Origin of the sequence: Rathayibacter sp. AY1E2, assembly GCF_002932325.1 — a bacterium.
In the GTDB taxonomy this organism is placed as follows: domain Bacteria; phylum Actinomycetota; class Actinomycetes; order Actinomycetales; family Microbacteriaceae; genus Rathayibacter.
This window is the reverse complement of sequence record NZ_PSVO01000002.1, coordinates 63,186-89,314: the sequence shown is the minus strand read 5'-3', so window position 1 is coordinate 89,314 and position 26,129 is coordinate 63,186. Positions and strand designations below refer to the sequence as shown.

Here is a 26,129-nt window from a genome sequence, read left to right as displayed (position 1 = left end):
GAATCGAGCGATCGTGTCCCAGGCCGTCGAGGTCTCCGTCGATTCGGAGGTGCGGGACGCTCCGCGCCTTCTCGCCGTGCACGCCCATCCTGACGACGAGTCGAGCAAGGGCGCGGCGACGCTGGCCGCCTACGCCTCGCGGGGCGCCGAGGTCATGGTGGTCTCCTGCACCGGAGGCGAGGCCGGCTCCGTGCTGAACGAGGGCCTCGAGGCCCGCGCGCACGCCGAGCGCGACATCGGCGGCCTCCGCCGGTACGAGATGGCGGCCGCTCGCGAGGCGCTCGGCGTCGAGCACGCCTGGCTCGGCTTCGTCGACTCCGGCATGCCCGAGGACGGGAAGGTCGACGCCGCCTCGTTCGCGGGCCTGCCGCTCGCCACGGCCGCCGCTCCGCTCGTGCGCCTGGTCCGCCGGTTCCGGCCGCACGTGATCATCAGCTACGACGAGAACGGCGGCTACCCGCACCCCGACCACATCCGCGCCCACCAGGTCGCCGTCGAGGCGTACCGCGCGGCGGGCCTCGCCGAGGAGTACCGGGGCACGGGCGCTCCGTGGTCGATCTCGAAGCTGTACTACGACCGCGTCTTCAGCGGCCAGAAGCTGCGGGCGATCGCCGAGCACCTGCGCTCGATCGACCCGGAGGACCCGCGCCTGTCGGTCTTCGAGGAGATGAAGCGCTGGAACGAGGACACCCCGTACCTCGCGACCACGCGGGTCGTGATCTCCGGCTTCCACGATCGGCGCGATGCGGCCCTGCTCGCCCACGCCAGCCAGGTCGCTCCGGACAACGCCTTCTTCTTCCTCCCGCACGAGGCGATCGACGCCGCCTGGCCGACCGACGACTTCCAGCTCGTCGAGAGCCGGGTCGACGCGCCGACGCCCGAGACGGATCTCTTCGCCGGTCTCGACCTGGCCGAGCTCGCCCCGGGCCCGACCGCGGTCGTCCCGCCGATCGCTCCCGACCCGGAGCCCTCGGGGGACGCCCCGGTGTCCCCGGAGCCCGACGGCTCCGGCGTCGTCGTCGCCGACGAGGTGCGCGCGTGATCGCCGGGCTGCTCGAGGGCGCCCAGCGCGCCGTCGTCCTCGCCTCCACGACGGTGCCGACCCCCGGCCCCGAGTTCAACGAGGACACGGTCACGCCGGGCCTCTTCGGCTTCATCACGATGCTCGTGATCGCTCTGGCCGCCGTCCTTCTCGCGCTCGACATGGTCCGGCGCGTGCGGCGGACCACCTACACCGCCCAGGTGAAGGAGCGGCTCGACGCCGAGGAGGCGGAGCGCAGCGAGGGCTGAGCCCGGCCCGCAGCGGTGGGCCCCGGCCCCGCTAGGCGTTGTACGCGGGGTGGAGCGAGACGATCAGCGCCGCCGTCCAGTGGCAGAGGAACGCCACGGCCGTGAGCGCGTGGAAGATCTCGTGGAAGCCGAAGACGCCCGGGACCGGGTTGGGCTTCTTGATCCCGTAGATCACGGCGCCCGCGGAGTAGCAGAGCCCGCCGACGAGGACGAGCACCATCATCGTCGCGCTGGCCTCGAAGAGCGGTCCGAGGTACATCACGGCCGCCCAGCCCAGCAGCAGGTAGAGCGGCACGTAGAGCCAGCGCGGTGCGCCGATCCAGAAGACGCGGAAGCCGATCCCGAGCAGCGCCCCCGCCCAGACCAGGACCAGCAGGAGCGTGCCCTGCGCGGGCGGCAGGGCGAGCACGGCCAGCGGCGTGTAGGTGCCGGCGATCAGCAGGAAGATGTTGGCGTGGTCGATCCGCTTGAGGATCATCTTCGTCCGCGGCTTCCAGTCGAAGCGGTGGTACAGAGCGGAGTTGCCGAAGAGCAGGAGCGACGTGGTCGCGAACACCGCGGCCGCCCACTTCGCCGCGGTCCCCTCCGCGACCACGATCAGCACCACTCCGGCGACGATCGCGAGCGGGAAGAGGCCGGCGTGGATCCAGCCGCGCCAGGTGGGCCGGACCTCCGCCGAGGAGTCGTGCTCGATCGCGTCCTCGACGAGGGGGAGGGCGGGCAGGTCCGGGCCGTCCGCTCCGACGGCGTCTCCGCCGCGGTCGGTGCGGGCGCGGGGATCGGACGGGGGAGGCGTCGGCCGCTGGCTCATGCCGGACAGACTACGACGCCGTCCCGGGCCGACGCCGAGCGCCGCCGGGCTTCGAGGAGCGCCCCGGGTCGACTACCGTGTCACTGTGCCGAAGCCGAGACTGCCTGTGGGAAGGGACCTCCTCTACGGCGTCTACAAGAAGCGCCTCCGCTCGAGCCTTCCCCCCGACTCCCTGCCGAACCACGTCGCGATGATCATCGACGGCAACCGGCGCTGGGCGCGGCAGCGGGCGCTCGAGACCGCCGCGCACGGCCACCGGGCCGGAGCCGCCAAGGTGCACGAGTTCCTGCAGTGGTGCGACGAGCTCGGTGTGCGCCACGTCACCCTCTACCTGCTCTCGCAGGACAACCTCGTCGGCCGCGACAGCAGCGAGCTGACCGAGCTGATCGCGATCATCGCCGACCTCGCCGAGGAGGTCTCCCAGCAGCCCGACTGGCGCGTGCAGCACGTCGGCTCCGACGAGGGCCTCCCGCCCTCGCTCGTGGCCGCGCTCGACACGGCGGAGGCGCGCACCGCCTCCCACACGGGCCTGCACGTCAATCTCGCGGTCGGCTACGGCGGGCGGCACGAGATCGCCCAGGCCGTGCGGAGCATCCTGGAGGAGCACGGCAAGCGCGGCTCCTCCATCGAGGACGTCGCGGGCCTGCTGACCCCGGAGCTCATCGGCGAGCACCTGTACACCAGCGGGCAGCCCGACCCCGATCTGGTCATCCGCACCTCGGGGGAGCAGCGCCTCTCCGACTTCATGCTCTGGCAGAGCGCGCACAGCGAGTTCTACTTCATGGAGGCGCTCGGCCCCGACATCCGCGAGGTCGACTTCCTCCGCGCGCTCCGCGACTACGCCGGACGGCACCGCCGCTTCGGCAGCTGATCTCGCGGCTCCTGCCGCACCACCGACCGGAAGGGCCGGCATGAGCTCGTACGAGGCCACCTCCACCACGACCGAGGACTACCTCGCCGGTTTCGGCGAGGAGACCGGGTACCTCGACTTCGGCCGGGTGGGCCCGCTCTCGGCGACCGTCGCCGCCGAGCAGGAGGCGGCCGTCGAGCTGCTGGTGCGCGCGCGCAGCGGCACCCTCGACGAGCTGTTCCGGCAGGACGAGCGCGTCCGGGAGGCGGCGGCGGCTCTCGTGCGCGTCCCCGCCGACCGCGTCGTCTTCCAGCCCAACACCTCGACCGGCCTCCTGCACGCGCTGTTCGGCGCTTCGGGCGCGGTGCTGCTGTCGGCCGCGGAGTTCCCGAGCCTGCCGTTCGCGACGGTGCGCTCGGCGCAGGCTCTCGGCTCGGTGGAGCCCCGCTGGCTGCGGACCGAGCAGGGACGCGTGACGCCGGAGGCGGTCCGCGAGCAGCTCACGGACGACGTGACGACCGTCGCGGTGAGCCTGGTCGACTCCCGCACCGGCTACCTCGCAGACGTCGCGGCGATCCGGGACGTGATCGGCGACCGGATGCTCGTCCTCGACGCGATCCAGGGCTTCGGCGTCGTCGACGCGCCCTACGAGCTGGCGGACGTGGTCGTCACCGGCGGCCAGAAGTGGCTCCGCGCCGGCTGGGGGACGGGCTTCCTCGCGCTCAGCGAGCGGGCGCTGTCGCGGCTGACCCCGGTGCTCTCCGGCTGGACGGGATCGGAGCAGGCGGAGCCGTGGGACGAGGTGGCTCCGCCGCGCGGCGACGCCCGCGCCTTCAGCATCAGCAACCCGGACCCGATCGCCCAGGCCCGGCTCGCGTCGGCGCTGGAGGAGGTCGCCGCGGTCGGGCAGTCGACGATCGCCGCGCTCGTGGCGGAGCGGGTCAGCGCGATCGTCGACCTCGCGGACGAGTTCGGACTGGCGGTCGTGGGCTCCCGCGGCGAGCACGAGCGCGCCGGCATCGTGGTCGTCGAGCCGGAGCCGGAGGAGCTGGCCCCGCTGGCGGCCTCCCTCGCCGCGCACGGCGTCACCGCGCGCCTGCGTCCGAGCACCGTCCGCTTCAGCGCGCACGCCGGCACCACCGACGCGACCATCGCGCTGCTCCGCGCCGCCCTGATCTCGTCGGCCACGAGCATCGACTACTAGGCCGGATTCCGCGCGTTCACACACTGGTTACACATTCGTAGCGGTGAGAAGCACACGGATGTCATTCGCCGGGTTAGGTTCGAGTCATCAGGTACAGCGCCTGGTCGAGACGGCCACAGAAGTACGGCTCGACATCGCGCAGACGCCGAAGGGACACTGCGCGGTGCACGACACGCACCGATGAGGCCGGCTCGAGGACATGAGCCGGGGGCTCCGGCCCCCGGAGTGTGGAGAGTCGTCGTGACAGTTCCCCAGGGCATGGATCCGCAGACCGGGACGCAGGGCGGCGTCCACCGCCGTGTCCAGCACGGCTCCTCGGATCCGGCCGATCAGCTCCTCCGCACCTACGTCCTGGACACCTCGGTGCTGCTGTCGGATCCGTCCTCGATGTTCCGGTTCGCGGAGCACGCCGTCGTGCTGCCGATCGTCGTCATCAGCGAGCTCGAGGGCAAGCGCAACGATCCCGAGATCGGCTACTTCGCCCGGCAGGCCCTGCGCCGCCTCGACGAGCTGCGCGTGCAGCACGAGCGCCTCGACTTCCCCATCGCCGTCGGTCGCGGCGGCACGCTCCGCGTCGAGCTCAACCACTCGAACATGTCGGTGCTGCCGAGCGGGCTCCAGATGGGCGACAACGACGCGAGGATCCTCGCCGTCGCGCTCAACCTGCAGAGCGAGGGCGCCGCGGTCACCGTCGTGTCCAAGGACATGCCGATGCGCGTGAAGGCCGCCTCCATCGGCCTCGCCGCGGAGGAGTACCTGGCCGAGCAGGCCCCCGAGTCCGGCTGGACCGGCATGGACGACGTGACGCTCGGCGGCGACGCGATGAGCGAGCTCTACGACCGCGAGCGGCTCTTCACGGACGTCGTGGCCGACATTCCGGTCAACACCGGACTCGTCGTCCACTCCGACCGCGGCTCCGCTCTCGCGAGGGTCACCGGCAAGCGGCAGATCACGCTGGTCCGCGGCGACAAGGACGTGTTCGGCCTGCACGGGCGGTCGGCGGAGCAGCGGCTCGCGATCGACCTGCTGCTCGACCCGGAGGTCGGCATCGTCTCGCTCGGCGGCCGGGCCGGCACCGGCAAGTCGGCGCTGGCGCTCTGCGCGGGCCTGGAGGCGGTGCTGGAGAAGCGCCAGCACAAGAAGATCATGGTCTTCCGGCCGCTCTACGCGGTGGGCGGCCAGGACCTCGGCTTCCTGCCCGGCGACGCGGCCGAGAAGATGAACCCCTGGGCGCAGGCGGTCTTCGACACGCTCGGGGCGCTGGTGTCGCAGAACGTGCTCGATGAGGTGATCGAGCGCGGGATGCTCGAGGTGCTGCCGCTCACGCACATCCGCGGGCGCTCGCTGCACGACGCGTTCGTGATCGTCGACGAGGCGCAGTCGCTGGAGCGGAACGTCCTGCTCACGGTGCTCTCGCGCGTCGGGCAGAACTCCCGGGTGGTGCTGACCCACGACGTGGCGCAGCGCGACAACCTCCGGGTCGGCCGGCACGACGGGGTCGCCTCCGTGATCGAGACGCTGAAGGGCCACCCGCTGTTCGCGCACGTCACGCTGACCCGCTCCGAGCGCTCGGCGATCGCCGCTCTGGTCACCGAGATGCTGGAGTCGAACGAGCTCGCCTGACGGGCTCGCCGTGCGTCCGGCCCGTGGGATCCGAGGATCCCCGGGCCGGGCGCGTCCCTGCAGGGCACCGGGGCGTAGCGTGGACGGGTGAGCATCCTCGACGACGCGCTCCTCGAGCGCTTCCGGACCCGCGCGGCCGACTACGACGAGCGCAACGCGTTCTGCGCGGACGACCTGGAGGAGCTGCGCTCGATCGGCTACCTGGCGCTGCTCGTCCCCGAGGAGCTCGGCGGTGCCGGCCTCGGCCTGGAGCAGGCGGCCGCCGAGCAGACGCGCCTCGCGACCGCCGCGCCTGCGACCGCGCTCGCCGTCAACATGCACCTGGTCTGGACCGGGATCGCGCGACTCCTCCTCGAGCGGGGCGACGACTCCCTCCGCTCGGTCCTCGTCGACGCCGCGGCGGGTCACGTCTTCGCCTTCGGCAACAGCGAGGCGGGCAACGACCTGGTGCTCTCGGACTCGCTGACGCGGGCGGAGCCGCTCGGGGACGGCGGCTACCGCTTCACCGGCACGAAGGTCTTCACCTCCCTCGCGCCCGCCTGGACGCGGCTCGGCGTGTTCGGCCGCGACGACAGCGGGACGGAGCCGCGGCTCGTGCACGGCTTCGTACACCGTGAGAGCCCGGAGTCTGCGGTCGCCGGGCTCGAGGTCCGCGACGACTGGGACACGCTCGGCATGCGGGCGACCCAGAGCCGCACGACGGTGCTCGACGGCATCGTCGTCCCGGCCGGGCGGATGATCCGCTCGCTGCCCGTCGGACCGACCGCCGACCCCTTCGTCTTCGCCGTCTTCGCGGCCTTCGAGCTGCTGATCTCCTCGGTCTACCTCGGTGTTGCGCAGCGCGCGCTCGAGCTCGCCGTCGCCTCCGTCCGCCGACGGACCTCCCTCCGGGCGGGAGGGCGGCCACTGGCGGAGGACCCCGAGGTGCGGCACCGGGTGGCTGAGACCGGGATGCTGCTCGACGGGCTCGAGGCGCCCCTGCGCTCGGCGGCGGCCGACGTGGACGCGCTCGTCGACCGCGGCGCGCGCTGGTTCCCCTCGCTGGTCGGGGTGAAGATCCGCACCACGGAGGGAGCGCTCCGCGTGGTCGAGAGCGCCGTCCGGATCGCGGGCGGCTCGGCGTACCAGCGCCGGTCGGAGCTCGGTCGCCTCTACCGCGACGTGCTCGCCGGGCAGTTCCACCCCTCCGACGACGCGTCGGCGCACGGCGCCTGGGCGTCGCTCCTGCTGGGACCGCTGCCGCCGCACGACTGAGGCCGGGATGGGACCCGCCGCCGCCCGAGCACGCCGGCGGGCCGCCCTGTGGAGAACTCCGACGCCCCGAGGGCGTCGCCCCCTAGTCTCGGCGGATGCTCCGCGGATCTCTGCTCGACCGGGCCGCCCTGCTCCTCGGCGCCCTGGTGCTCCTCCTGATCGGGGCCCCGCACCTCGGTCGGGCGCCCGGCCTCGTCCCGGTGGCGCTCGCGAGCGTGCCGCTGGTGCTGGCGGACGTGCGCGGGCACCGGCTCCCGAACGCGGTCACGCTCCCGCTGCTGGTGGTCGGAGCCGTCCTCGCGCCCACGGCGGGGACGCTTCTCGCCGTCCTCGCGACGGTGCTGTGCCTGGGCGTGCTGCATGCGGCGGGCGGGCTGGGCCTCGGCGACGTGAAGCTCCAGGCGGCCCTCGCACCGCCGCTCGCGGCTCTCGGACCCGAGCAGGTCGTCGCCGCGCCCGCTGTCGGCTTCGCGGTGGCAGGGCTGTGGGTGCTCGTGCTGCGCGTCCGCGGACGGGTCGCGTTCGGACCGTTCCTGCTCACGGGGTTCTGGCTGGTGCTCTGACGGCCCGCCTCCGCGCCGAGCGCAGGGACGGGCCGTCGGAGGGCCGGGCTCAGCCGGGGTGGGTCATCGACATGACGTCGAGGGCGCTGTCGAGCTGCTCCTCCGTCACCTCGCCGCGCTCGACGAAGCCGAGGTCCACGACCGACTCTCGGACGGTGATCCCCTTGGCGACCGAGTTCTTCGCGACCTTGGCGGCGGCCTCGTAGCCGATCACCTTGTTGAGCGGCGTGACGATCGAGGGGGAGGACTCGGCGAGGGCGCGGGCGTGCTCGACGTCGGCCTCGAGGCCGTCGACGGTCTTGTCGGCGAGCAGCACGGCGGAGTTCGCGAGCAGGCGGATCGACTCCAGCAGCGCCGTCCCCATGACGGGGATCGCGACGTTGAGCTCGAAGGCACCCGAGGCGCCGGCCCAGGCGATGGTGGCGTCGTTGCCGATTACGCGCGCGCAGACCATGAGGACGGCCTCCGGGATCACCGGGTTCACCTTGCCGGGCATGATCGAGGATCCGGGCTGGAGGTCGGGGATCCGCAGCTCTCCGAGGCCGGTGTTGGGGCCGGAGCCCATCCAGCGGAGGTCGTTGTTGATCTTGGTCAGGCTCACCGCGAGCACGCGCAGCGCTCCGGAGGCCTCGACCAGCGAGTCCCGCGCGCCCTGGGCCTCGAAGTGGTTGCGGGCCTCGGTGACGGGAAGGCCCGTCTCCTCCGCGAGACGCGCGATGACCTTCTGCGGGAAGCCGGCGGGGGTGTTGATCCCGGTGCCGACCGCGGTGCCGCCGAGCGGGACCTCGGCGACGCGGGGGAGCGCCGACTGCACGCGCTCGATGCCGAGGCGGATCTGCGCGGCGTAGCCGCCGAACTCCTGGCCGAGCGTGACCGGGGTGGCGTCCATCAGGTGGGTGCGGCCGGCCTTGACGACCTCGGCCCACTGCTCCGCCTTGACCTCGAGCGACTCGGCGAGCTGCTCGAGCGAGGGGATCAGCGACTCGATGAGCGCGCCGGTGACGGCGACGTGGACCGAGGTGGGGAACACGTCGTTGGAGGACTGCGAGGCGTTGACGTGGTCGTTCGGGTGCACGGTGCGTCCGAGGGCCGTGGTCGCCAGCGAGCCCAGCACCTCGTTCATGTTCATGTTGGAGGACGTGCCCGAGCCGGTCTGGTAGACGTCGATCGGGAAGTGCGCGTCGTAGCCGCCCCCGACGACGAGGTCGGCCGCGTCGGCGATCGCCGTGGCGATGTCGGCGTCGAGCACGCCCAGCTCGGCGTTGGCCAGCGCCGCCGCCTTCTTGATGCGCGCGAGGGCCGCGATCTGGGCCGGCTCGAGGCCCGCACCGGAGATCGGGAAGTTCTCGACCGCCCGCTGGGTCTGCGCGGCGTAGAGGGCGTCGCGGGGGACCCGCACCTCGCCCATCGTGTCGTGCTCGATGCGGAAGTCGCCGGAGTCGTCGGTCGGGGAGTGATCCACCACGCTGTGTTCGTCCTTGTCTGATCGGTTGGTGCTGTGCTGTCCGGAGCCGCTCACGCGGGATCCGATCCCACCGCGCTCGGAGCGGCGGCGGAGGAGGCGGAGCCGGAGTCGCGCTCCAGCTCGGAGACGTAGGGGCTGAGCTCGGGCGGATCGATGCCGAGCACGACATCGGACATCACGGTGCCGTCCGAGAGCCGGTAGTTGGCGCCCACGAGGGCGAGCCGCCCGGTCGCGACCGCGTCGGCGATCAGCGGGGAGCGCTGGAGCAGCTCGGCGACCGTGTCGCGCAGGTGCTCGCGGCCGACGGCCAGCGCGTCGGTCGCCGACGGGTCGACGAGCACGCGGCCGTCCGGCTGGGCGCCCACGAGGCGGCGCACCGCGGGGATGATCGGCTCGATCAGATGCTCGATGTGCGGGGGGAGCCGCTCGGCGCCGGGCGCCTGCGACTGGATCGCTGCCCGGACCGCTCCGCACTCGTCGTGGCCGAGCACGAGCAGCACCTTCACGCCGAGGACGGCGACGCCGTACTCCAGCGAGCCGATGATGGAGTCGGCGATCACCTGGCCGGCGTTGCGGACGACGAAGAGGTCGCCGAGCCCCAGGTCGAAGATGATCTCGGCCGCGAGGCGGGAGTCGCTGCAGCCGAAGAGCGCGGCGAGCGGGGCCTGAGCGGCGGCGAGCTCGGCGCGGCGCTCGACGTCCTGGCGGGGGTGGCGGGGCTCGCCGGCGACGAAGCGCTGGTTGCCGCGGAGCATCTCCTTCCAGACCCACGCCGGCGGGCGGGACTCGCGGGGGACGGTGCTGCTGGTTCCGAGGCTCATCGGGACTCCTCCTGGCCGATCTGCGGGGTGATGGCGTCGACGACCAGGCGGATCTCGTCCGTCGGGGCCGTGCCGTAGACGAGGTAGGTGCTGGAGCCCTCCGTCGTCTCGAGTGCGTAGGGCGTGTTGCCGGTGTCGTCGCCGGAGTCGCGGTGGTCGTAGACGGTCCAGTCGCGGCCGTCGATCGTCTCGACGCCGGTCGCCGCCCGGCGGTCGAGCTGCGTCGCGACCCAGGCCGCGTCCGCGTCGAGCCCCTGGCTCAGGCCGATGTAGCCCGCCTTCGGGGTGATCAGGCCGACGTACCAGTAGTCGGTGCCGTTCTCGCGGCGGAGCTCGGCCGCGTTGGCCTTCCAGCCCTCGGGCAGGGAGGGCACGGCGAGCGTCTGCTCCTCGCCCAGCTGGACCTGTGCGGCGACGCGGGGGACGTCGACCGAGGAGAGCTCCACGGTGTCGCCGCGGGGGACGAGCAGGACGATGAGCGCTACGGCGCCGACGGTCGCGAGCAGCGAGAAGACGAGGTTGTTGACCGTCTTGCGCTGACGGTAGAGCCGGGAGTTCTCGGCCTTGCGTGCGGCCGTCTCGGCGGCCGTCTCCGGGCGCCCGAGCTCGGCGACGACCCGCGCGGGCTTCGCGCGGCTCATCCGGCGGCCGCCCCTCCGGAGCGGGCCGCGTCCAGCCGGGCGCGTGCTCCGATCAGCCACTCCTCGCAGCGGGCGGCGAGGGCCTCGCCGCGCTCCCACAGGGCGAGCGAGCGCTCGAGGGTGGAGCTGCCCTGCTCGAGCTCGGACACGACGCGGACGAGCTCGTCGCGCGCCTGCTCGTAGGAGAATCCCGAGACGTCGGAGTCGGTCGCCGGGGCGTCGGGGGAGTCGGGCATGGGTCTGATCCTATCGATCGGGGCTGAGGGGGGACGGGTGGCGCGGCGGGCTCAGGACCGGCCGGCGGGATCGCCGGTGGGCCCCTCGGAGCGGGCGCCGACGGCCCCCTCCGCGAGCGTGAGGACGAGTGCGCCGCCGGCCGGCGCGTCGCCGGGTGCCCGGACGACGTGCCCGGCCGCGTTCTGGACGATCGCGTAGCCGCGGTCGAGGGTGTGCTGGGGGGAGAGGGCGCGCAGGTGGCCGTGCAGGCGCTCGACCTCGAGGTGCGCGCGCTCGAGGCGGCGGTCCACCAGCTCGGCGCCGCGCGCGACCCAGCGGGTCAGCTCTTCGGAGTGCCGGTCGACCAGCACGTGCGGCTGGGCGAGCACCGGCCGCGAGCGCAGCTGCGAGAGCCGGTCGATCTCGTGCGAGACGAGCCCGCTCACGCGGCCGGTCATCCGCAGCCGGGCCTGCTGCACGCGCAGCAGCTCGTCGGAGACGTCGGGCACGACCCTCTTCGCGGCGTCGGTGGGAGTGGAGGCGCGCAGGTCGGCGACGTCGTCGAGCAGCGGGCGGTCGGCCTCGTGGCCGATCGCGCTGACGACCGGAGTGGAGCAGGCGGCGACGGCACGCACGAGCGCCTCGTCGCTGAAGCCGAGCAGGTTCTGGAAGTCGCCGCCTCCGCGGGCGATCACGATCACGTCGATGCTGTCGTCGGCCTCGAGGGTCCGCAGGGCCGAGAGCACCTCCGGGACCGTCCGGTCGCCCTGCACGGCCGAGTGGACCACCCGGAAGCGCACGGCCGGCCAGCGCAGCTGCGCGTTCCGCAGCACGTCCTTCTCGGCGTCCGAGTCCTTGCCGGTGATGAGGCCCACGCCGTGCGGGAGGAACGGCAGCGGCTTCTTGCGGGAGGCGTCGAACAGCCCCTCCGACGCGAGCTGCCGGCGGAGCCGCTCGAGCTTCTCGAGCAGATCGCCCAGGCCGACGTGGCGCATCTCGAAGACCTGCATCGAGAGCGTGCCGCCCTTGACCCAGTAGTTGGGCTTCACCAGCGCGATGACCCGATCGCCCTGCTTGAGGTCGGCCGGGAGGCGGCTCCGCACCGACGACCAGACGGTGAAGCCGACCGTCGCGTCTCCGGACAGGTCCTTCAGCTTCCCGTAGACGTTGCCGCCGGACGCGCCCCACTGGGTGATCTCGCCCTCGACCCACGCGGTGCCGAGGCGCTCGATCCAGCCCTTGATCTTGCTGGCGAGCAGGCCGACCGGCCAGGGTGCGTCGGCGGTGGGTGGGGCGTCGGTCATCGCTGCCTCTGCTCGGAGGGACGGGGGAGCGGGAGTGCCCTCCCGCGACGACAACGGTACGGGACGGGTCCGACACCGGGACGGCCCGGGCACAGGATGCACCACGTAGAATCAGGGGGTGAGCCAAGTCCCGATCAGCCTGCCCATGCCGCGCATGCCCCGCGCCACAGGGCGTCTGCGCGACGTCCCCGTCGAGGGCCGCAAGCGCGTCCTCCTCGCCGCGCCCCGCGGCTACTGCGCCGGAGTCGACCGCGCGGTCGTCGCCGTCGAGAAGGCCATCGAGCACTACGGTGCCCCGGTCTACGTGCGCAAGCAGATCGTGCACAACGTGCACGTCGTCTCCACGCTCGAGAGCCAGGGCGCCATCTTCGTCGACGAGGTCGACGAGGTGCCCGAGGGATCGCACATCGTCTTCAGCGCGCACGGCGTCTCACCGGCCGTCGTCCAGGGCGCGGCCGACCGCGGTCTCCAGGCGATCGACGCGACCTGCCCCCTGGTGACGAAGGTGCACCGCGAGGCCGTCCGCTTCGCGCGCGACGACTTCGAGATCCTCCTCATCGGCCACGAGGGCCACGAGGAGGTCGAGGGCACCGCGGGCGAGGCTCCCGATCACGTCACCCTCGTCGGCAGCCCCGACGACGTGCCGAACATCGTCGTGAAGGACCCGGACAAGGTCGTCTGGCTCTCGCAGACGACGCTCTCGGTCGACGAGACGATGGAGACGGTGCGCCGCCTCCGCGAGCGCTTCCCCAACCTGCAGGACCCGCCGAGCGACGACATCTGCTACGCCACGCAGAACCGCCAGGTCGCGATCAAGAAGGTCGCCGCGGGCGCCGAGCTGGTCATCGTCGTCGGCTCCGCGAACTCCTCCAACTCCGTGCGCCTCGTCGAGGTCGCCCTCGAGTACGGCGCGAAGGCCGCCTACCGGGTCGACTACGCCAGCGAGATCAAGCAGGAGTGGCTCGAGGGCATCCGCACCGTCGGCGTCACCAGCGGCGCCTCGGTGCCCGAGGTGCTCGTCCAGGAGGTCCTCGACGACCTCGCCGCCGCCGGGTACGGCGATGTCGAGGAGGTCAAGACCGCGGAGGAGGACCTGATGTTCTCGCTCCCCAAGGAGCTGCGCAAGGACGTCGCCGGCAAGCGCGACGCCCGCGGCGTCGGTGGACGCATCAGCGCGGGAGCGGGCGCCTAGAGCGTTCCGGCCCGGACACGGAAGAGGCCGCCCTCCCTCGGGAGCGGCGGCCTCTTCCGTGTCCGGTCGGACGGGGATCGACGCTAGACGTCGGTGCCCGCGCCGCCCTGCGAGCCCGACATGCGCGTGACGTACTCCGCGAACGTCGGGTCGCCCAGGATGGCGATCGCCGCGACGATCAGGGAGAGCAGCACGGTCGCCGCGATCCCGAGGATCGGGACGAGCACGGCGCGCTTGCCGGCGCGGAGCCGCCGGATCGAGATCCACACCGCGAAGGCGACGATCAGCGACTGCGCGAGCGCCACCACGACGCCGAGGATCCGCGCGAGCTCCGGAGACGCGTAGGTGCCGATGCCCTGGGAGCGGTAGAGCTCCTGGAGGGTCGTCGCGAAGCTCGAGGGGTCGAGCAGCGTCGGCACGGCGAAGAACACGCCGAGCGCGAGCAGCACGATCGTGAGCAGGCGGTCGACGGGATGCGCGACCGGCTTCGCGGCCGGAGCGGTCGCGGGCCTCGGATCGGTCTCCGACCCCCGCGGGTCGGGGACGACCACGGCGTCCTCCGGCGGCTGCCACGACCAGCCGGGCGGCGCGTACTCGCCGTACTGCGGCTCCGGACGCCTGTCGCCCGGCTGATCGTGTGCGTTCGTCACGGAGCGGTGCCCTACTTCCCGGAGTTCCCGGCCGAGCCGAGCTGACGGGTCGCCTCGGCGACGCGCGCGGCCATCGCGGTCTCGGCGATCTTGCCCCACGAGCGCGGGTCGTAGACCTTCTTGTTGCCGACCTCGCCGTCGACCTTGAGGAAGCCGTCGTAGTTCTTCAGCACGGTGTCCGCGACGGAGCGGCTGAACGCGTACTGCGTGTCGGTGTCGATGTTCATCTTGACGACGCCGTTGCGGACCGCCTCGGCGATCTCCTCGTCGGTCGAGCCCGAGCCGCCGTGGAAGACGAGGTCGAGGGGGAGCGCGCCGGTGCCGTACTTCGCCTGCAGGCCGTCCTGGATCTCGCGGAGCAGCTCCGGGCGCAGGCGGACGTTGCCCGGCTTGTAGACGCCGTGGACGTTGCCGAAGGTCAGGGCGGCCATGTAGCGGCCCTGCTCGCCGAAGCCGAGGGCCTCGACGGTCGCGATCGCGTCGTCGAGCGTGGTGTAGAGGTGCTCGTTGATGTCGTGCGAGACGCCGTCCTCCTCGCCGCCGACGACGCCGATCTCGACCTCGAGGATGGCGTTGATGTTCTTGACGCGCGGGAGGATCTCCTTCGCGATGGCGAGGTTCTCGTCGAGCGGGACCGCGGAGCCGTCCCACATGTGCGACTGGAAGAGCGGCTCGCGACCGGCCTTGACCTCCTCCTCGGAGGCGGCGATCAGCGGGTAGACGAAGCCCTCGAGCGCGTTCTGCGGGCAGTGGTCGGTGTGGAGCGCGACCGTGACCGGGTAGTTCTTGGCGACCTCGGTCGCGAACCTCGCGAAGGCGATCGCGCCGGCCGCGCGGTTCTTCACGGTGTGGCCGGCGAAGTAGTCCGCGCCTCCGGTGGTGACCTGGATGATGCCGTCCGAGCCCGCCTCGGTGAGGCCCTGGAGGACCGCGTTGATCGTCTGCGACGACGAGACGTTGAACGCCGGGTAGGCGAAGCCGCCCGCCTTCGCCTTGTCGAGCATCTCTGCGTACTGGTCCGGGGTAGCGACGGGCATGGCATCTCCTTTGACGGATGAACGAAGGGGGGTCGGGCGAGGCCCGCGTCGCGGACGAGTCTAGCGAGGCGCCCCTCCGCGGTCCCTCCGCCCGTGGAGGGCCCTGGACTAGGCTTCGGGCAGGGATGGGGATCCGCTCCGCGGGTCCTGCGACGACGTGCACGAACTCGACGACGAAGGACTCCGCTCTGTGATCGACAACGACTCGCTCTACCTCCACCCCGACCGCAACCTCGGCATGGAGCTCGTCCGCGCCACCGAGGCCGCCGCGATCCGCGCCGTGCCCTTCATCGGCAAGGGCGACAAGAACGCCGCCGACGGCGCAGCGGTCGACGCCATGCGCACCTTCCTCGGGACCGTGAACTTCGACGGAGTCGTCGTGATCGGCGAGGGCGAGAAGGACAACGCGCCCATGCTCTTCAACGGCGAGCACGTCGGCAACGGCTCGGGGCCCGCCGCCGACATCGCCGTCGACCCGATCGACGGCACCTCGCTAACCGCGGCCGGGCGCCAGAACGCGCTCTCGATGATCGCCGTCGCCGACCGCGGCGCGATGTTCGACCCCTCCGCCGTGTTCTACATGGAGAAGATCGTCACCGGGCCCGAGGGCGTCGGGATCATCGACATCCAGCGCCCGATCGGCGAGAACATCCGCGCCCTGGCCCGCGCCAAGCGCAAGCCCGTCGAGGAGATGCGCATCGCGGTGCTGGACCGCCCGCGCCACGCTCAGCTGATCGAGGACATCCGCGCGGCCGGAGCCGGCACGCGCCTCCTGCTCGACGGCGACGTCGCGGGCGGCATCAACGCCGCTCGCCACGACTCCCGACTCGACATGTGCGTCGGCACCGGAGGCACGCCCGAGGGCATCATCACGGCCTGCGCCATCCGCGCGCTCGGCGGAGTGATCCAGGGCATCCTCCGCCCGAAAGACGACGACGAGCGCCAGCGCGCCATCGACGCCGGCCACGACCTCGATCGCGTCCTCCACGCCAACGACCTCGTCCGCAGCGACAACACCTACTTCGTCGCGACCGGAGTGACGAACGGCGGGCTCGTGAAGGGCGTGCGCAAGGAGGGCCACGTCATCACGACGGAGTCCATCGTGTTGCGCTCCCGCTCGGGCACCATCCGCCGCGTGACCGCCCAGCACCTCGCGGAGAAGTGGGTCTAGGCCGTCACCGTCTCTCCAAGACGCCGCACTGCTGCTGAGGCGCCGTCCCGATGACGGCGCCTCGGCGAGAGCGGTGGCGTCCGGCGTGTGATGCGCGATAGAACGTCGGCCTCGATCATCACCAGGTGAGCGGGCGGAGCCGCGGCGGGTCTCGATGCGCGTCGCGGGCGCTACTCCGGCGAGCCGCGGAGGCGGAGTGCCGTCGTGAGCTGCGGTCGTCCGGGTGTCGAGCCGGATGGACGGCGCCGCTCGCGCGCGGCCTGCACGCCCGGTGCTCGCTCAGCGGGGACCCGGGGCCCTACGCGCTCCGCTCGGACTCGTCGTCCGCGGCGAGCAGCTCGACGGCGGTGAGGCGGCGCGGCGAGGAGGCGACTCCTCCGACCGGGGCGATGACGCGCGACTCGTCGAGGGAGTCGAACTGGCGCGCGGTGACCAGCACGCGGCTCTCGAGCGAGCCGGCGAAGGCGTTGTAGGAGTCGACCGTCTTCTCGAGCGAGCGGCGCAGGCCCTCGGCGTGGTCGGCGAGGGTGCCGAGACGGGCGTAGAGCGTCTTGCCGAGGTCGAGCAGGCGCTTGGCGTCGTCGGTGAGCACGTCCTGCTGCCAGGTGTAGGCGACGGTCTTCAGCACCGACCACAGGGTCACAGGCGAGGCGAGGGCGACGCGCTTGCGGAACGCGTACTCGAGCAGGCTCGGGTCGGCGTCGAGCGCGCTCGCGAGCAGCGGCTCGCTCGGCACGAACGCGATGACGAACTCGGGGCTCGCCGGGAGCCCGGTCCAGTAGGAGCGGGCGGCCAGCGCGTCCACGTGGCCGCGGAGGGCGCGGACGTGCGCGCGCAGGAGCCCCGCGCGCCGCGCCTCCTCCTCTCCGCCGGCGCCCGCGGGGATCGCGCTCGCCTCCAGGTACGCGTCGAACGGCACTTTGGCGTCCACCGCGATCGCCTTGCCGCCGGGCAGGCGGACCACCATGTCGGCGCGGCCGCGGCCCGCCTCGCCCTCGAGGCCGAACTGCACGTCGAAGTCGACCCGCTGGGTGAGCCCGGCGGCCTCGACGACGTTCCGCAGCTGCGTCTCGCCCCAGGCGCCGCGGCTCGTGGTGGAGCGGAGCGCGGACGCGAGGGTCTCGGTCGTCGAGCGCAGCTGCTCGCCCGCCGCGCGCTGCCCCTCGAGCTGCTCGGTGATCGCCCCGAACTGGGCGGCGCGCTCGCGTTCGAGCCGGCCGACCGCCTCCTGCATGCCGCGCAGGCTCTCGGCGACGGGGGAGAGCGTCTGCAGGATGCGCGCGTCGTGCCGCTCGCGCTCGGCGACGACGCGCAGCTGCTCCTGGAGCTCGCGGATCTGGTCGCGGGCGGAGCCGAGGTGCTCGCGGTGCTGCTCGACGACGGCCTCGTGCCGCTCCTCCAGGCCCTCAGCGCGGGCGCGGGCCGTCGCGAGGTCGAGGGCGAGGGCGGCGTCGGGCGTGCGGGAGCGGGCGAGGAGGACGGCCACGACTCCCGCGAGGAGCGCACCGACCACCAGGCCGAGGACGAAGGAGAGATCCATGCCGCCGATGACACCACGCACCTCCGACATCGAGCGATCGACGCGCCACGACCACCGAACGAGGGCCAGGACGCCCTGCGACCGCCTCGTAGACTTCGCGATCATGGGGAATCACCACCGCTCATCGCGCCTGCTCACGGCCGCGCTCGCTCTCGCCGTCGGGCTCGGCACCGCCCTCGTCCCGATCACCTCCGCCTCCGCCGCCGAGGACGCGCCGTCGACCGTCTCGGTCGAGACCGGCGCTCTCGACGCGTCCCTCGACCGCGCCGACCTCGGCGTCCCGGACCAGTCGACGCAGTACAGCGCCGAGGAGACGAAGAGCTTCCGCGCCGGCTTCATCGTCAGCGACGCCCAGTTCTTCGACGGCGACGCGCTGAGCACCGGCCAGGTGCAGTCGCTCCTGGACGAGAAGGGCAGCCGGTGCTCCACCGCCGGCACCGCCCCCTGCCTCAAGAACTTCTCGCAGGCGACGCCGTCCAAGGCGGCGGACGCGATGTGCAGCGCCTACCAGGGCTCCGGCAGCGAGTCGTCGGCCTCGATCTTCACGCGCGTCGGCCTGGCCTGCGGCATCAACCCGCTCGCCCTGGTCGTGCTCGTGCAGAAGGAGCGCAGCCTCGTCACCGACACGACGCCGAGCCCCGAGGACTACGCCAAGGCGACCGGCTACAACTGCCCGGACACCGCGGCGTGCGACCCGGGCTCCGCCGGATTCTTCACCCAGGTCTACAGCGCGGCCCGCCAGTTCAAGCGCTACGCCAACCCGCCCGGCTCCGGCTCGAACTTCACCACCTACGCTCCGGGCACGACGCCGAACGTCGCCTACTACCCGAGCACCGCGTGCGGCTCCTCACCGGTCACCATCCGCAACCAGGCCACGGCCGACCTCTACTACTACACGCCGTACCAGCCCAACGACTACGCGCTCACCGGCTCCGGCAACGCGGCCTGCGCGACCTACGGCAACATCAACTTCTGGTACCTCTTCAGCGACTGGAACCCGAACGGCACCCTGGCCAACGCCGGGATCGCCCCCGCGGGACGCGTCGACGCCCCGCGCATCTCGGGCAGCACGCTGAGCGTGTCCGGCTGGGCCGTCGATCCGACGACGCAGCAGGCCGCGCTGACCACGACGGTCACGGTGACCGGCCCCGACGGCACCCGCACGGTCCGCACGCAGACCGCGAACGGCGACCGCGGCGACATCCCGGGCGAGTACTCCGTCGCCGGCCGCGCACACGGCTTCGGCGCCACCACGCCCGTCTCGGCACCCGGCACCTACCAGGTCTGCGTCTCCACCGACTCCGTCGAGTGGAACCGCTGGGTCGGCTCGGGCGACTCCCGGGGCCCCGGCCGGAAGGATCTCGGCTGCTCGACCGTGAGCACGTCGGCCGGGATCGACGTCTCGCGTCTGGCCGGCACCGACCGCCAGGGCACCGCCGTCGCGATCTCGAAGGCCGTCTTCGGCCCGAACGTCCCCGTCGTCTACATCGCGACCGGCGCGAACTTCCCCGACGCGCTGAGCGCCGCCCCGGCCGCGGCCAAGCAGAAGGGTCCGCTGCTCCTGGTCGACCGCGACGGCATGTCGCAGCCCGTCCGCGACGAGCTCGCCCGCCTGAAGCCCGCGAAGATCGTCGTCGTCGGATCGGAGCTCAGCGTCGGCAAGGGCGTGTACGACCAGCTCCGCGGCTACACCTCGTCGATCCAGCGGCTCGGCGGGACCGACCGCTACGACACCTCGAGGAAGATCATCCAGTACGCCTTCTCGGGCGGCTCGTCGCGCGCTTGGCTGGCGACCGGCGAGAAGTTCCCGGACGCGCTCGGCGCGAGCGCCGCAGCCGGCTCGGTGAACGCTCCCGTCGTCCTGGTCAACGGCACCGGCAGCACGGCCGACGCCGTGACGAAGGGCATCCTCTCGAAGCTCAAGGTGCAGAACCTCACCATCGCGGGCAGCCCCCTGTCGGTGAGCGAGGGGATCAAGAACTCGCTTCCGGTGCCGACCATCACCCGCATCGGCGGAGTCGACCGCTACGACACCTCGGAGCAGCTGAACCGGGCCGCCTTCTCGAGGGCCAAGACCGTGTTCCTGGCGACGGGCGAGAACTTCCCCGACGCCCTCGCCGGAGCCACGGCGGCGGGCTACTCGAACAGCCCGCTGTTCGCCGTGCCGACGAACTGCGTGCCCCGCGCCGTCCTGACCGACATCGCGAAGTCGGGAGCGCAGCGGGTCGTCCTCCTCGGCGGTCCCACCACCCTCTCGGAGGACGTCGCGCGGCTCACCCCCTGCGGCTGATCGCCCGCGACCCCGCCACTAGCGTGGAGGGATGACCCCGACCGCACCGTCCCCGACCGGCCTCCGACGCCGGCGGGGCGGTGCGGTCGTCGTCGTCGCGGCGCTGGTGGGGCTCCTGCTGGGAGGCTCCGTCGACGGCACGCGCCTCGCAGCGGTGCCGTCCGAGCCGCAGACCGTCCGGCTGTGGACCTTCCTCCAGCCGGGCCCCGTCGCGGCCGACTTCGACCCGGGCGACCTGATCTCCGACGAGGTCTTCTTCGACGGCGACGCGCTCGGACCGCTCACGGTGCAGGCGTTCCTCGACGCCCGCGTCCCCGACTGCGCGGGCGGGCCGGTGCCGTGCCTGCGCGACTCGCCGAGGACACCGCGGCGATCACGGCCGACGAGCAGTGTAACGCGCTTCCCGCCGGACGCGACGTCCCGGCCGCGGAGATCATCACCTCGGTCGCCGGCGCGTGCGGGCTGAATCCGGCCGTCCTCCTGGTGCTGCTGCAGAAGGAGCAGTCGCTCGTGACCGATCCGGAGCCGAGCGAGCGGCAGTTCCGCAGTGCCACGGGCTACGGCTGCCCGGACACCGCCGACTGCGACACGGACTCCTACGGCTTCGCGGCGCAGGTGTACGGAGCGGCGTGGCAGTTCCAGCGCTACCGGAATCCGGACTCGAGCTTCGACTGGTACCCGGTCGGCGCGGCCGGCGACGTCCGCTACTCCCCGGACGAGTCCTGCGGCACCGCCTCGGTGACGATCGCCAACGCGGCCACGGCGGGTCTCTACTACTACACGCCGTACCAGCCGAACGCGGCGGCGCTCGCGAACCTCTACGGCGATGGCGACGACTGCTCGGCCTACGGGAACCGGAACTTCTGGCGCATCTTCAGCACCTGGTTCGGCGACCCCCGCGGCTGAGCCGATCGTCTCGAGCAGGCTCGGCACGACGGACGTCAGGCGGCGACGGGAGCCTTCGGGCGCAGGCGCTTCACGGAGACGCCGGCCAGCTCGCCGAGCTCGGCCATGCTCGCGGCGCCGTGCCGCCGGGCCGCGTGCACGACGATCGCGGCGCACGCCTCGGCGTCGGCCGACGCGTCGTGGTGGCGGAAGTCCTCGAAGCCCGCGGCCATGGCGACGACGGGGAGGCGGTAGGAGTCGAGCTCGTACGTCTTGCGGGCGAGCTGCAGCGAGCAGAGGTAGTCGTACTCGGGGTGCTCGAGGGAGGTCGCCGCGCAGGCCGCGCGGATGACGCCCATGTCGAAGCCGGCGTTGTGCGCGACGAACACGTCCTCGCCGGCGAAGGCCGCCAGGTCGGCGAACTGGTCGACCCAGGAGGCGGCGGCGTGCACGTCGTGCTTGCGGATGCCGTGGATCCGCGTGTTCCACTCGAGGAAGTCGTCGTACCCCAGCGGCGGGCGGATGAGCCAGCCGGCGCGGTCGACGACGCGGCCGTCGCGGACCTTCACGAGCCCGACGGAGCAGGCGGAGGCCCCGTGCGAGTTGGCGGTCTCGAAGTCGATGGCGGTGAAGTCGATGGGCACGCTCCAGCCTCTCACGCACCTCCGACGCCGCCGGGAGCGTCGCGCGCGCGTCGCCCCGAGCGGCCGGGAGCACCCGCCGGCCGCGGGCCGGGCGCCTCCCGTTCCTCTCCGCCCGCCCGCCCGGCCCTTCCGCCGCCACGCCGTAGGATGTTCACCCGTGGCTCTCACTATCGCAATCGTCGGTCTCCCCAACGTCGGCAAGTCGACGCTCTTCAACGCACTGACCAAGAACACGGTGCTCGCGGCGAACTACCCGTTCGCGACGATCGAGCCGAACGTGGGTGTGGTGAACCTGCCCGACTCCCGCCTCGAGGTGCTCGCCGGGATCTTCGGCTCCGAGCGCATCCTCCCGGCGCCCGTCTCCTTCGTCGACATCGCCGGCATCGTGCGCGGCGCGTCCGAGGGCGAGGGCCTGGGCAACAAGTTCCTCGCGAACATCCGCGAGGCCGACGCCATCGCGCAGGTCATCCGCGGCTTCGAGGACTCCGACGTCGTCCACGTCGACGGCAAGGTCGACGCCGCCAGCGACATGGAGACGATCAACACCGAGCTGGTCCTCGCCGATCTCCAGACCCTCGAGAAGGCCGAGGCCCGCTACGAGAAGGAGCTCAAGGGGAGGAAGATCGAGCCGATCGTGGTCGAGACCGCGAAGAAGGCGCGCGAGTTCCTCGACCAGGGCAAGCCGCTGTCGGCCTCCTCGATCGATCTGGAGCCGATCCGCGAGCTGGGCCTGCTGACCGCCAAGCCCTTCATCTACGTCTTCAACGTCGACGAGGCCGTGCTGACCGACGACGCCCGGAAGGCAGAGCTCGCAGCCCTGGTCGCGCCGGCGAAGGCGATCTTCCTCGACGCGAAGATCGAGTCCGAGCTGATCGACCTCGACGAGGCCGACGCCGCCGAGATGCTCGAGTCGACCGGCCAGACGGAGTCGGGCCTCAACCAGCTCGCGACCATCGGCTTCGACACCCTGGGCCTCCAGACGTACCTCACGGCCGGCCCGAAGGAGACGCGCGCCTGGACCATCGGGAAGGGCTGGACCGCGCCCCAGGCCGCCGGTGTCATCCACACCGACTTCCAGAAGGGCTTCATCAAGGCCGAGATCATCTCGTTCGACGACCTCGTCGAGACCGGCTCGATCGCCGAGGCCCGCGCGAAGGGCAAGGCCCGCATCGAGGGCAAGGACTACGTCATGCAGGACGGCGACGTCGTGGAGTTCCGCTTCAACGTGTAGGACGGCCGCGCTCGGCTCGAGGCGCCCGGTTCGCTCGGATCCCCGGATCCGCGAGCCGGGCGCGTCTGCGCGGAGGTGCGGGATCGCCGACCCCGGGAGTCCGACACGAGGCCGGTCACATCCCCGGACGTCCGCCCCGCCCCGTCAGTTCAGCACGTCCCCGATCAGCCAGCTCGACAGCCCGACGAGGGTGCAGACGCCGACGACCACCCAGGCGACGGTCCGGCGGACCGAGCGGGAGACCGCCTCCGAGCTGCGGGGAGTGGGACGCAGCGGCGCCGTGTACGCGGGCGGGACGGTGTAGGTCAGAGCCGGCGGGAGGAGTCGGGGGAGGGTGACCGGACGGCCGTCGACCCACTCGGCGGGCAGCTCAGCGGCCTTCGCGGCCTGCAGCGTGAGCTCGACCTTCAGCGGGGATCCGCGGAGGGAGGCGTAGGCGGCGGCGGTGAGGCCGAAGCTCGCGAGGTGGCGGAGGGTCGGGGCGAAATCCGCCGAGAGGGTCGGGGAGAGCTCGCCCACCCGCTCGCCGTCGAGACGGAGCTCGACGAGGTCGCCCGCCGGGTGCAGGGTCACCAGCAGCAGGCCGCGGCCGCTCGCCGGAACGACCGTCGAGAGGCGGGCGAAGTGCTCGTCCTCGCGCAGGACCGGCAGGCCCCGCGACCAGGGGAGGATCGAGTGGCGCTCGACGGGCGGCTCGTTGAGCGGCACGAGCAGCTCGGGGGCGACGAGGGCGACGCGGAGGACGGCCCGCAGGCCCTCCTCGCCGCGCTCGACCCGGAGGCGCGCGGTCGTGACCGGGACGGCTCCGCTTGCCACGACCCGGTCGAGAGCGGCCCGGTGGGCGGAGGCGTTCGGCAGGTAGCCGAGGACGCGGCCGCCGGCCCGGACCGAGACGGCGTCGAGGCCGGTGGGGTGGTCGGGCTCGGGGATCAGGTCGACCTCGAGGGTCCGCTCGTCGATCTCGCCCTGCTCGAGCGTGCGGCCGATCAGATCGGCGATCTCCTCGATCCGCTCGGCCTCGGCGAGGGCGTCGACGCTCGGGGCGCCGTCGGCGTTCGGGAGCCGGTAGTCGACGCGCTCCGTGACGGGGGTGACGGGTGCGTCCCGCACCACCGCGGCACTGTCCTGCGCGGAGCGGCGCGCCCCGGTGAACCGCCTGCCGTCCCACCAGCGCATCTCGGCCGCATCGGCCTCGTCGCGGTACCAGCCCGCCGGCGCACCCTCGTCCATCGACCCCCCGTTCCTCCGGCGAACGAGTCTACGAGGAGGGCGGGAGCGTCAGAGACCCGGGTCCGTGGCGGCGGGATCCTCGGGGGCGAGCGCGGCCGCGGGCTCTCCCGAAGCGGGGCCGCTCCACGCACCGGACTCCTGCGCCCGAGGGCCGGCGATCCACTCCAGAGCCTCGCGGACGAGCATCCGGACGTGACGCGCGTGGCCGATGGTGACGGGGGCGGGATCCTCGAGGACCTCGAGCAGGCGCTGCAGCACGGCACGGCTCTGCAGTCGTGTCATGGGCCTCACGGTAGGGGTCCGGTCGCTCGTACGGTAGTGCCGATCCGCGACAGCGCACCCGTCTAGGCTCGCCACATGACTCGTCTCGACGGTGCCGTCGTCCTCGTCCTCGGAGCCTCGGGCGGCCTCGGCCGCCTCCTGGCCGATTCGCTGGAGGCGCGCGGTGCAGTCGCGGTGCGCTCGGGGCGCGACTCCGCGGCGCTCGGCGAGGCACCCCTGGTCGCCGACCTGCGCGGGGAGGACGAGCCCCGGCGCGTGGTCGCCGAGGTGCTCGAGCGGCACGGGCGCCTCGACGGCGTCGTCGTGGCCGCGGGCGTCGTGGCCTTCGGGCCCTCCGCCGAGCTCGATCCGGCCGTTCTGGAGGAGCTCGTCGAGGTGAACGCGCTGGCGCCGATCCGGGTGCTGACCGCCGCGCTGCCGTCGCTCGTCGCGTCGGCGGGCGAGGGGCGCGAGCCGTTCGCGCTGACCATCAGCGGCGTGGTGGCGGAGGCTCCGACCGCGGGACTCGCCGCGTACTCCGCCTCGAAGGCGGCACTGCACTCCTTCGTGAAGGCCTCGGCCCGCGAGTACAAGCGGGCGGGCGTCCTCCTGCTCGACGCGCGCCCCGGCCACACCGAGACCGAGCTGTCCCGGCACCCGCTCGCCGGAGACGCGCCCCGCTTCGGCGCGGGTCTGGCGCCGCAGGACGTGGTCGACCGGCTGCTCGACGCGGTCGAGGGCGGCGAGACCGACCTGCCTCCTGCGGCGTTCACCGGCTGACGCCGTCCCGAGACGAGGCGGAGCCGGTCGATCCTCGCGGGAGCGCCCCGGATCGAGCACTGCAGCCTCGGCTGCGTACAGCCGCGGTGATCAGCCTGCGCATCCGGCGGCCGGGACCGCGATCGGCGCGGCAGCCCGTCCGACCGTCCTCCCCGCAGACGCGGGGATACCCGCCGTTCACCGGAGCGTCGCACGGGCGCACTAGCGTCCCTCCGTGCCCGACACCGCCGATGACGCCCTCCGTCCCACTCCCGAGCTGCTCCGCACGCTCACGCCCGCCGACGCGCGGGACCTCGTCGTGCTGGACGAGGACGACGACGATCCGGTGCTCCTGCGCCGCGACGGCACGCAGATCGACACCTGGCGCGAGGGCTACCCCTACGACGAGCGGATGTCGCGCGAGGAGTACGAGGCGGGCAAGCGCCTCCTCCAGATCGAGCTGCTGAAGCTGCAGAACTGGATCAAGAAGCACGGGCGCCGGCTCGTGGTCGTCTTCGAGGGGCGCGACGCCGCGGGCAAGGGCGGCACCATCAAGCGCTTCACCGAGCACCTCAACCCGCGCGGAGCCCGCGTGGTCGCGCTCGAGAAGCCGACCGAGCGCGAGGCCGGTCAGTGGTACTTCCAGCGCTACGTCTCGCACCTGCCGGCCGCCGGCGAGATCGTCCTCTTCGACCGCTCCTGGTACAACCGGGCCGGCGTGGAGCGCGTGATGGGCTTCTGCACGCCGGCGCAGTACGACGAGTTCATCCGCCAGACGCCGCTGTTCGAGCGGATGCTCGTCGGCGACGGCATCGACCTGGTGAAGCTGTGGTTCTCGGTCTCGGCGGAGGAGCAGCGCACCCGGTTCACGATCCGCATGATCGACCCCGTGCGCCAGTGGAAGCTCTCGCCGATGGACCTCGCCTCGCTCGACAAGTGGGGCGACTACACCGCGGCCAAGGAGGCGATGATGGCGGCGACCGATACCGCCGACGCTCCCTGGACCATCGTGAAGAGCAACGACAAGAAGCGCGCCCGGCTCGAGGCCATGCGCTACGTGCTGAGCCTCTACGACTACGACGGACGCGACGAGGAGGTCGTGGGCCCGCTGGGTCCGGACCCGCTGATCGTCGGATCGGCCGCGGACGTGTACGAGCGCGGCGAGCACGCCGCGACGAGCTGACCGGGGGGACGGAC

26 protein-coding genes are annotated in these 26,129 nt (G+C 72.6%); 14 read left to right on the top strand and 12 right to left on the bottom strand.

Features of this window, described 5'->3' with window-relative positions; all coding sequences use genetic code 11:
* Positions 1-13 precede the first annotated feature (13 nt).
* The gene (gene mca, locus C5C49_RS02495; RefSeq protein WP_258068356.1) at positions 14-1,042 is read left to right on the top strand and encodes a mycothiol conjugate amidase Mca; all 1,029 of its coding nucleotides are present in this window, start codon (positions 14-16) and stop codon (positions 1,040-1,042) included.
* Positions 1,039-1,290 carry a hypothetical protein gene (locus tag C5C49_RS02490; RefSeq protein ID WP_244230611.1) on the top strand — a complete coding sequence of 84 codons (252 nt, stop codon included), beginning with the start codon at positions 1,039-1,041 and terminating at the stop codon, positions 1,288-1,290. The genes mca and C5C49_RS02490 overlap by 4 nt, the downstream gene beginning before the upstream one ends.
* A gap of 31 nt (positions 1,291-1,321) precedes the next feature.
* Here C5C49_RS02490 and C5C49_RS02485 read toward each other — a convergent pair whose 3' ends face one another.
* The gene (locus tag C5C49_RS02485; protein ID WP_104268443.1) at positions 1,322-2,101 is read right to left on the bottom strand and encodes a hemolysin III family protein; all 780 of its coding nucleotides are present in this window, start codon (positions 2,099-2,101) and stop codon (positions 1,322-1,324) included.
* A 106-nt stretch (positions 2,102-2,207) separates the two neighbouring features.
* On the opposite strand from C5C49_RS02485, the gene C5C49_RS02480 reads away from it, so the two are divergent.
* The 5 genes from C5C49_RS02480 (at position 2,208) to C5C49_RS02460 (ending at position 7,595) form a co-directional block, all read left to right on the top strand.
* Entirely contained in the window at positions 2,208-2,972 is a 765-nt protein-coding gene (locus tag C5C49_RS02480) for an isoprenyl transferase (protein ID WP_279630826.1), read from the top strand.
* Positions 2,973-3,012: 40 nt separating this feature from the next.
* Positions 3,013-4,155: an aminotransferase class V-fold PLP-dependent enzyme gene (locus C5C49_RS02475; protein WP_104345341.1), complete on the top strand. Its 1,143-nt coding sequence runs from the start codon at positions 3,013-3,015 to the stop codon at positions 4,153-4,155.
* Between the two features lie 258 nt (positions 4,156-4,413).
* On the top strand, positions 4,414-5,778 hold the full coding sequence (locus tag C5C49_RS02470) for a PhoH family protein (RefSeq protein WP_104224423.1): 1,365 nt from the start codon (positions 4,414-4,416) through the stop codon (positions 5,776-5,778).
* Between the two features lie 87 nt (positions 5,779-5,865).
* On the top strand, positions 5,866-7,032 hold the full coding sequence (locus C5C49_RS02465; protein WP_104345340.1) for an acyl-CoA dehydrogenase family protein: 1,167 nt from the start codon (positions 5,866-5,868) through the stop codon (positions 7,030-7,032).
* A gap of 95 nt (positions 7,033-7,127) precedes the next feature.
* Entirely contained in the window at positions 7,128-7,595 is a 468-nt protein-coding gene (locus C5C49_RS02460; RefSeq protein WP_104291554.1) for a prepilin peptidase, read from the top strand.
* A gap of 49 nt (positions 7,596-7,644) precedes the next feature.
* Here the strand turns inward: C5C49_RS02460 and C5C49_RS02455 are convergent, their stop codons facing one another.
* Genes C5C49_RS02455 through xseA form a run of 5 tightly spaced genes read right to left on the bottom strand, consistent with a single transcriptional unit; the run spans position 7,645 to position 12,042 of the window.
* Positions 7,645-9,060 carry an aspartate ammonia-lyase gene (locus tag C5C49_RS02455; RefSeq protein WP_104224420.1) on the bottom strand — a complete coding sequence of 472 codons (1,416 nt, stop codon included), beginning with the start codon at positions 9,058-9,060 and terminating at the stop codon, positions 7,645-7,647.
* Between the two features lie 50 nt (positions 9,061-9,110).
* Positions 9,111-9,881, bottom strand: a complete 771-nt coding sequence (locus C5C49_RS02450) for a carbonic anhydrase (RefSeq protein WP_208543312.1) — start codon at positions 9,879-9,881, stop codon at positions 9,111-9,113.
* Entirely contained in the window at positions 9,878-10,522 is a 645-nt protein-coding gene (locus tag C5C49_RS02445) for a DUF4245 domain-containing protein (RefSeq protein WP_104225525.1), read from the bottom strand. The genes C5C49_RS02450 and C5C49_RS02445 overlap by 4 nt, the downstream gene beginning before the upstream one ends.
* Entirely contained in the window at positions 10,519-10,758 is a 240-nt protein-coding gene (locus C5C49_RS02440) for an exodeoxyribonuclease VII small subunit (protein ID WP_104224418.1), read from the bottom strand. The genes C5C49_RS02445 and C5C49_RS02440 overlap by 4 nt, the downstream gene beginning before the upstream one ends.
* 51 nt (positions 10,759-10,809) lie before the next feature.
* Positions 10,810-12,042, bottom strand: a complete 1,233-nt coding sequence (xseA, locus tag C5C49_RS02435; protein ID WP_104224417.1) for an exodeoxyribonuclease VII large subunit — start codon at positions 12,040-12,042, stop codon at positions 10,810-10,812.
* Between the two features lie 145 nt (positions 12,043-12,187).
* On the opposite strand from xseA, the gene C5C49_RS02430 reads away from it, so the two are divergent.
* On the top strand, positions 12,188-13,234 hold the full coding sequence (locus tag C5C49_RS02430) for a 4-hydroxy-3-methylbut-2-enyl diphosphate reductase (RefSeq protein ID WP_104225527.1): 1,047 nt from the start codon (positions 12,188-12,190) through the stop codon (positions 13,232-13,234).
* Between the two features lie 83 nt (positions 13,235-13,317).
* On the opposite strand, the gene C5C49_RS02425 is transcribed toward C5C49_RS02430, so the two are convergent.
* Together C5C49_RS02425 and fbaA are read right to left on the bottom strand one after the other, a co-directional pair.
* Positions 13,318-13,884, bottom strand: coding sequence for a DUF6264 family protein (locus tag C5C49_RS02425; protein WP_104224415.1), 567 nt, complete (start codon positions 13,882-13,884; stop codon positions 13,318-13,320).
* An 11-nt stretch (positions 13,885-13,895) separates the two neighbouring features.
* Positions 13,896-14,921 (bottom strand): class II fructose-bisphosphate aldolase, encoded by a 1,026-nt coding sequence (gene fbaA / locus C5C49_RS02420; protein ID WP_104327160.1) that lies wholly within the window; start codon positions 14,919-14,921, stop codon positions 13,896-13,898.
* Between the two features lie 238 nt (positions 14,922-15,159).
* Between fbaA and glpX the strand changes: the two genes are divergently transcribed.
* The gene (glpX, locus tag C5C49_RS02415; protein WP_097165697.1) at positions 15,160-16,092 is read left to right on the top strand and encodes a class II fructose-bisphosphatase; all 933 of its coding nucleotides are present in this window, start codon (positions 15,160-15,162) and stop codon (positions 16,090-16,092) included.
* A gap of 298 nt (positions 16,093-16,390) precedes the next feature.
* On the opposite strand, the gene C5C49_RS02410 is transcribed toward glpX, so the two are convergent.
* On the bottom strand, positions 16,391-17,632 hold the full coding sequence (locus tag C5C49_RS02410; RefSeq protein WP_219812324.1) for a DNA recombination protein RmuC: 1,242 nt from the start codon (positions 17,630-17,632) through the stop codon (positions 16,391-16,393).
* Positions 17,633-17,735: 103 nt separating this feature from the next.
* Here C5C49_RS02410 and C5C49_RS02405 point away from each other — a divergent pair, with 103 nt between their 5' ends.
* Together C5C49_RS02405 and C5C49_RS02395 are read left to right on the top strand one after the other, a co-directional pair.
* Positions 17,736-19,922: a cell wall-binding repeat-containing protein gene (locus tag C5C49_RS02405; protein WP_104345339.1), complete on the top strand. Its 2,187-nt coding sequence runs from the start codon at positions 17,736-17,738 to the stop codon at positions 19,920-19,922.
* Between the two features lie 339 nt (positions 19,923-20,261).
* Positions 20,262-20,828 carry a hypothetical protein gene (locus tag C5C49_RS02395; protein ID WP_146084821.1) on the top strand — a complete coding sequence of 189 codons (567 nt, stop codon included), beginning with the start codon at positions 20,262-20,264 and terminating at the stop codon, positions 20,826-20,828.
* Between the two features lie 35 nt (positions 20,829-20,863).
* Here the strand turns inward: C5C49_RS02395 and C5C49_RS02390 are convergent, their stop codons facing one another.
* Positions 20,864-21,451, bottom strand: a complete 588-nt coding sequence (locus C5C49_RS02390) for an exonuclease domain-containing protein (RefSeq protein ID WP_104224410.1) — start codon at positions 21,449-21,451, stop codon at positions 20,864-20,866.
* 157 nt (positions 21,452-21,608) lie between these two features.
* On the opposite strand from C5C49_RS02390, the gene ychF reads away from it, so the two are divergent.
* A complete protein-coding gene (gene ychF, locus C5C49_RS02385; RefSeq protein WP_104222958.1) occupies positions 21,609-22,682 on the top strand; it encodes a redox-regulated ATPase YchF in 1,074 nt (357 codons plus the stop codon).
* A 144-nt stretch (positions 22,683-22,826) separates the two neighbouring features.
* Here the strand turns inward: ychF and C5C49_RS02380 are convergent, their stop codons facing one another.
* Together C5C49_RS02380 and C5C49_RS02375 are read right to left on the bottom strand one after the other, a co-directional pair.
* Positions 22,827-23,912, bottom strand: coding sequence for a DUF2510 domain-containing protein (locus tag C5C49_RS02380; RefSeq protein ID WP_104345336.1), 1,086 nt, complete (start codon positions 23,910-23,912; stop codon positions 22,827-22,829).
* Between the two features lie 48 nt (positions 23,913-23,960).
* Positions 23,961-24,194: a hypothetical protein gene (locus C5C49_RS02375; protein ID WP_104345335.1), complete on the bottom strand. Its 234-nt coding sequence runs from the start codon at positions 24,192-24,194 to the stop codon at positions 23,961-23,963.
* A 75-nt stretch (positions 24,195-24,269) separates the two neighbouring features.
* On the opposite strand from C5C49_RS02375, the gene C5C49_RS02370 reads away from it, so the two are divergent.
* Both C5C49_RS02370 and ppk2 read left to right on the top strand, forming a co-directional pair.
* Positions 24,270-24,953, top strand: coding sequence for an SDR family oxidoreductase (locus C5C49_RS02370; protein ID WP_104222961.1), 684 nt, complete (start codon positions 24,270-24,272; stop codon positions 24,951-24,953).
* A 301-nt stretch (positions 24,954-25,254) separates the two neighbouring features.
* The gene (ppk2, locus tag C5C49_RS02365) at positions 25,255-26,115 is read left to right on the top strand and encodes a polyphosphate kinase 2 (protein WP_244229668.1); all 861 of its coding nucleotides are present in this window, start codon (positions 25,255-25,257) and stop codon (positions 26,113-26,115) included.
* Positions 26,116-26,129 lie beyond the last annotated feature (14 nt).

Excerpts from the sequence above, each read along its gene's own strand:
- C5C49_RS02485 (WP_104268443.1), bottom strand. The coding sequence starts at position 2,101 with ATGAGCCAGCGGCCGACGCCTCCCCCGTCCGATCCCCGCGCCCGCACC.
- C5C49_RS02475 (WP_104345341.1), top strand. The coding sequence starts at position 3,013 with ATGAGCTCGTACGAGGCCACCTCCACCACGACCGAGGACTACCTCGCC.
- C5C49_RS02470 (WP_104224423.1), top strand. The coding sequence starts at position 4,414 with ATGGATCCGCAGACCGGGACGCAGGGCGGCGTCCACCGCCGTGTCCAG.
- C5C49_RS02460 (WP_104291554.1), top strand. The coding sequence starts at position 7,128 with ATGCTCCGCGGATCTCTGCTCGACCGGGCCGCCCTGCTCCTCGGCGCC.
- C5C49_RS02450 (WP_208543312.1), bottom strand. The coding sequence starts at position 9,881 with ATGAGCCTCGGAACCAGCAGCACCGTCCCCCGCGAGTCCCGCCCGCCG.
- C5C49_RS02445 (WP_104225525.1), bottom strand. The coding sequence starts at position 10,522 with ATGAGCCGCGCGAAGCCCGCGCGGGTCGTCGCCGAGCTCGGGCGCCCG.
- C5C49_RS02440 (WP_104224418.1), bottom strand. The coding sequence starts at position 10,758 with ATGCCCGACTCCCCCGACGCCCCGGCGACCGACTCCGACGTCTCGGGA.
- xseA (WP_104224417.1), bottom strand. The coding sequence starts at position 12,042 with ATGACCGACGCCCCACCCACCGCCGACGCACCCTGGCCGGTCGGCCTG.
- C5C49_RS02430 (WP_104225527.1), top strand. The coding sequence starts at position 12,188 with ATGCCGCGCATGCCCCGCGCCACAGGGCGTCTGCGCGACGTCCCCGTC.
- fbaA (WP_104327160.1), bottom strand. The coding sequence starts at position 14,921 with ATGCCCGTCGCTACCCCGGACCAGTACGCAGAGATGCTCGACAAGGCG.
- glpX (WP_097165697.1), top strand. The coding sequence starts at position 15,160 with ATGGAGCTCGTCCGCGCCACCGAGGCCGCCGCGATCCGCGCCGTGCCC.
- C5C49_RS02410 (WP_219812324.1), bottom strand. The coding sequence starts at position 17,632 with ATGGATCTCTCCTTCGTCCTCGGCCTGGTGGTCGGTGCGCTCCTCGCG.
- C5C49_RS02405 (WP_104345339.1), top strand. The coding sequence starts at position 17,736 with ATGGGGAATCACCACCGCTCATCGCGCCTGCTCACGGCCGCGCTCGCT.
- C5C49_RS02380 (WP_104345336.1), bottom strand. The coding sequence starts at position 23,912 with ATGGACGAGGGTGCGCCGGCGGGCTGGTACCGCGACGAGGCCGATGCG.
- C5C49_RS02375 (WP_104345335.1), bottom strand. The coding sequence starts at position 24,194 with ATGACACGACTGCAGAGCCGTGCCGTGCTGCAGCGCCTGCTCGAGGTC.
- C5C49_RS02370 (WP_104222961.1), top strand. The coding sequence starts at position 24,270 with ATGACTCGTCTCGACGGTGCCGTCGTCCTCGTCCTCGGAGCCTCGGGC.